This is a genomic window from Methylobacterium sp. B1, assembly GCF_000333255.1.
Taxonomy (GTDB): Bacteria; Pseudomonadota; Alphaproteobacteria; order Rhizobiales; family Beijerinckiaceae; genus Methylobacterium; species Methylobacterium fujisawaense.
In genome coordinates this window covers 1-3,316 of the sequence record NZ_BACT01000341.1, presented here as the reverse complement: position 1 = coordinate 3,316, position 3,316 = coordinate 1, and the positions used below count along the sequence as shown (strand labels likewise).

The following is a 3,316-nucleotide window of genomic DNA, read 5'->3' as shown; positions in this document are numbered from 1 at the left end:
ATCCCGCGTATCCATCACGGCGACGACCTGCCCGGCCCGCACCAGGTCGCCCTCTTCGACGAGAAGACGCGCGATGCGGCCGGCGAACTTGGTCTCGATGTCGATCACGTTCGCTTCGAGCCGGCCATTCCCGGAGGCGAAGCCCGGCGGCAGCAACGGGCGATGGGCCTTCCACCATCCGTAGCCGCCCCCGGCGAGAAGCAGCAGCACGATGGCGGCCGTGAGCCACAGGCCGCGTGATCGCCGATCCGGCCCGGCGGGGGGGCATGGCGCGGGAGACGGGACGCTGGCCCCGAGCGCGGGGACGACCTTGTCACGAAGCACCTCCGCCGTCCGGTTGCGGGCGCTGACGGAGGGCAGGACGGTGTCCACGCTCATGGGGACGCGCCCTCGATCCGTACGGCGCTGTCGGCAGGCGTGGCGGGATGCGTGGCGGGATGCGTGGCGGCGGAATCCTCCGCCCGGGCGTCGTCTGGACCCGGCAGGACCGTGCCGGTGATCGGCTCGACCCAAGTCAGATGGTCGCGCAGGGCGACGACGCCCGGAACGCCGTCGACGGCGGCGCGCACCGCGCCCCTTTCCCGCTCGTCGGCGATCCAGCCGTGGAGCTCGACCGTTCCGTGCCGGACGGCGACCGCGATGGTGGCCTTCGGGATGCAGACGGCTTGGTCGAAGGCCGCGAGGATGTCCTGACGGATCTCGACATCACTGCGGTGGCCCGCAGTCCCGTCCGCGTCCAAGGCGGCGCCGAGAGCCCGGACGACATCCGCCCGGCTCACGATCCCGACGACGGCGTACCCGCGCAGGACCGGCACCCGCTTGATCCGAGCCCGTATCAGGGTCTCGACGATCGCCTTCAGGGGCGTGTCCTCCGTCACGGTGGTCACGGGGCTGGACATCACCGCCTCGACCCGCCGGCCGTGCGCGTGGACATAATCCTCGGCGAGCCGGCCGGGGCTGCGCAGATACGCGATCCAGCGCGACATGCGGTGTTCGGTGCCGAATTCGACCCGGCGGAGCAGATCGCCCTCCGTCACCATGCCGACGAGCGCGCCCTGCGCATCGATGACCGGCAGGCCGCTGATCTCGGCGTCCAGCATGAGATCGATCGCGCGCCGCAGGGCCGTGTCGGGGCAGACGCTGACGACGGGCGCCGACATGATCTGCCGGGCGCTCAGGGGATGCAGCCTCAGGTGCGACCGGTCGCCCGCGGACGGCGACGGGGCATCGGGCCCTGGGGCCTGATCCGGAACGGGGGTGAGCGCTGGCATTCACAACCTCCCCGGCTTGGGATCGGGGCATCGATCAACCGGCATCGGCAGGGCGGCCGGCCACGGAGCAGGGTGCGCAGCCCAACCTTCGGCCCGCCTTGCGCTGGATCAAGCCCGGTCGGACGGAGGGCCCGCCGCGGCCCGGAATCACGTCTGAGCGGGCGTGCCCCGCTCGTCCGGTTTCAGCCGCAGCACCGGTCCCGGCGAGGCCTGCCGGTCCATCACGGACTGGTCGATATCGCGCGCGGCATTCGCGTAGATCTCGAACCGCCGCTGGAGGACGGCCCGCTTGATGCGGTTCTTGCACTTGACCATGGCCGCGCGCGCCTTGTCGGCCCGCCGCCGCAGCTTGAGCGCCAGTTTCTCGTAGGATTTGTCGATGCGGGCGCCGACCCGTTCGGTCTCTTCGCTCAGGTTCGTAGCGAGATCGCGTTTCATGGCTTCACCTCTTCGCAGGTCTGCCATTCATCGCTGCCGGCGCAGCCTGGGCGTTGATCCAGCGCAACGTGCGGGCCGACGGGACGGCGCAACCGCCGGGGTGAGGCGACAGGCGGCGCCCTCCCCCGTGCGGGACCGGGGTCCCGCGCGCAGGCCGGTGCCGCAGGCTTCGGCCCGGCGGGCCGTGAAACGGCGTCAGGCCATCCGTTCGCTGCTGTGGCTCATCCGGCGCGCGACGTAATCCGTGCGGTGCCAATGCTGGCCGAAGATCAGCCATGCCACCCCGAAGCCGACGCCGCCGGCGGCGAGCAGCGCCGCCACTGCGGCCGGATCGTGGCCGTTGGCCACCCGGCGGCTCAGCGCGTGTTCGTGCGGTCCCAGATGGATCGCCTGCCGCAGCGCTTCGGGGCTCTTCAGGATGTCCTGCAGGGCCCGTCTCATGTGTTCGCCGATGCGGCCGGCAAGCCGCTCATCCGGATGGGCGCCCTCCCCGCCCCGGCCCTCATGCTCGACGACCCCGTGTGCGTGGCTGTCTGTCATAGCGCGTCTCCATGGCTGGCTGCGGGTTCACGGGCGATCCGGTCTGCCGCTGCCCGGCCGTTCCGTCCAGACGAGAGCGACGATGCGGTCCTCGACGGCCCGGATGCGGGGCGCGGACCCGCGGCAAACTCTGCCCGCCCCCGGCCGGCGAGCCTTGATCTAGCGCAACGGCGACCGGGCCAATGACGACGAGCCCGGCGCCGCACGCGGGCCGAGCCTTGCGATAGGTCAATGCGGGGAACCCGGATCGGTCTGTGATGCCGTCACACGCTCTACCTCTACGGCGGAGGCGGCCATGCGGTATCCTCTCGTTCTCGGATGTTCGATCGCTCTTGCGGTGGTCTCGTCGGCTCTGGTCCGGGCCGGCGACAGGCCGGATTCGATGGATGTTGCGGCCAACCGAAGCGACTACATCGCCAAGAGCGGTGCGACCGTGCCGAAACCGGACAAGATCGACGTCGACGAGAGCAGCCAGATCCAGCGGCGCACGCTGGAGCAGATCCGCGACGACGCCATCACCCGCGGCATCTGCGTCGGCTGCACTCGGTGATCCTCCGGCCGGGCGCGGACGACCCCGGCGCGGATCGGCCCGAACCGCGGCCCCGCCCCCCTCTCGCGCCGAGCCGGTCCCCCTTCGGGCGGCCGGTGCCCTAATACGTCGCGAACAGCCGCGCCACCGCCTCCGGCTCCGTCGTGACGGTCAGCGCCAGGGCCAGCAGGATCCTGGCCTTCTGCGGGGTGAGGTTGTCGGCGCTGAGGATGCCGCGGGTGCGCAGCCGGGTGGTGAGCGGGACAACGCCGCTGCCGGCCCGGGTCGACATCACCACCACGATCCCGGCGGCAGCCGCCGCCTCCAGGGCCTCGGCCTCGGCCGGCGGGGTCATGCCCGGGGCAAGACCGGCCGCGACGAGGCCGCGCGCGCCCGCCGACAGGAAGGCCCGGACCGCGGTGCCGTCCGCGTCGGCGTAGCCATAGACGATATCGACCCGCGGCAGCGCGGGCAGGCTGCGGATGTCGAAGGGCGTGCCCGGTGCGTGCGCCCGCTCGGAGCGGCGATAGTAGCGGAC

General features: G+C 72.0%; 5 protein-coding genes and 1 pseudogene. 1 reads left to right on the top strand and 5 read right to left on the bottom strand.

Annotation, left to right across the window (positions count from 1 at the left end; all coding sequences use genetic code 11):
• The 4 genes from I53_RS09985 to I53_RS09970 all read right to left on the bottom strand — a co-directional run.
• The coding region (locus tag I53_RS09985; RefSeq protein WP_043349900.1) for a biotin/lipoyl-binding protein at nucleotides 1-378 on the bottom strand (378 nt) is incomplete at its 3' end.
• On the bottom strand, nucleotides 375-1,271 hold the full coding sequence (locus I53_RS09980) for a CBS domain-containing protein (protein WP_085987641.1): 897 nt from the start codon (nucleotides 1,269-1,271) through the stop codon (nucleotides 375-377). The genes I53_RS09985 and I53_RS09980, both read right to left, overlap by 4 nt.
• Before the next feature lie 147 nt (nucleotides 1,272-1,418).
• Complete coding sequence (locus I53_RS09975) at nucleotides 1,419-1,709, bottom strand: hypothetical protein (RefSeq protein WP_051044756.1); 291 nt, start codon at nucleotides 1,707-1,709, stop codon at nucleotides 1,419-1,421.
• Nucleotides 1,710-1,904: 195 nt separating this feature from the next.
• A complete protein-coding gene (locus tag I53_RS09970) occupies nucleotides 1,905-2,249 on the bottom strand; it encodes a hypothetical protein (RefSeq protein WP_043349899.1) in 345 nt (114 codons plus the stop codon).
• A 295-nt stretch (nucleotides 2,250-2,544) separates the two neighbouring features.
• Here I53_RS09970 and I53_RS09965 point away from each other — a divergent pair, with 295 nt between their 5' ends.
• A complete protein-coding gene (locus I53_RS09965; protein WP_148291105.1) occupies nucleotides 2,545-2,799 on the top strand; it encodes a hypothetical protein in 255 nt (84 codons plus the stop codon).
• Between the two features lie 100 nt (nucleotides 2,800-2,899).
• Here I53_RS09965 and I53_RS09960 read toward each other — a convergent pair.
• Nucleotides 2,900-3,316, bottom strand: a pseudogene (locus tag I53_RS09960) (asparaginase); the annotation flags it as partial.

What these genes read in the sequence shown, in the direction of transcription:
- I53_RS09980 (WP_085987641.1), bottom strand. Translation starts at nt 1,271, where the DNA reads ATGCCAGCGCTCACCCCCGTTCCGGATCAGGCCCCAGGGCCCGATGCC.
- I53_RS09975 (WP_051044756.1), bottom strand. Translation starts at nt 1,709, where the DNA reads ATGAAACGCGATCTCGCTACGAACCTGAGCGAAGAGACCGAACGGGTC.
- I53_RS09970 (WP_043349899.1), bottom strand. Translation starts at nt 2,249, where the DNA reads ATGACAGACAGCCACGCACACGGGGTCGTCGAGCATGAGGGCCGGGGC.
- I53_RS09965 (WP_148291105.1), top strand. Translation starts at nt 2,545, where the DNA reads ATGCGGTATCCTCTCGTTCTCGGATGTTCGATCGCTCTTGCGGTGGTC.